1 protein-coding gene is annotated in these 387 nt (G+C 68.5%); it reads left to right on the top strand.

Annotation, left to right across the window (positions count from 1 at the left end; genetic code table 11):
* On the top strand, positions 1-387 hold a 387-nt coding region (locus LPA41_RS41355; RefSeq protein ID WP_229076973.1), incomplete at both ends, for an acyltransferase domain-containing protein.

Genomic DNA, 387 nt, shown 5'->3' with positions numbered 1-387 from the left:
TGGTGATCTCCGGTGATGAGGACGCGGTGCTGGCGGTGGCGGCCGGGTTCGACAAGACGCGGCGGTTGCGGGTCAGTCATGCGTTCCATTCGGCGCGTATGGAGCCGATGCTGCGGGACTTCGCCGCCGTCCTGGAAGGCATCGACTTCGAGATGCCGTCGTTGGGCTGGATCTCGAATGTGACCGGTGAGCCGGTCGGTGTCGAGGTGATGGACCCGCAGTACTGGGTGCGGCAGGTCCGCCAGCCCGTCCGGTTCGCTGACGGCCTGGCCGCGATGCGTGCCGCCGGCGTTACCCGGTTCATCGAGGTTGGCCCGTCCGGTGCGCTCGCGACGCACGTCGACGGGGTGTGTCTGCCCACGATCCGTAAGGGCCGTGACGAGCCGG

It is taken from the genome of Actinoplanes sp. DH11 (assembly GCF_020873875.1).
Lineage (GTDB): Bacteria > Actinomycetota > Actinomycetes > Mycobacteriales > Micromonosporaceae > Actinoplanes.
The sequence above is the reverse complement of the archived record's forward strand: the minus strand, read 5'-3'. Positions and strand labels throughout refer to the sequence as shown.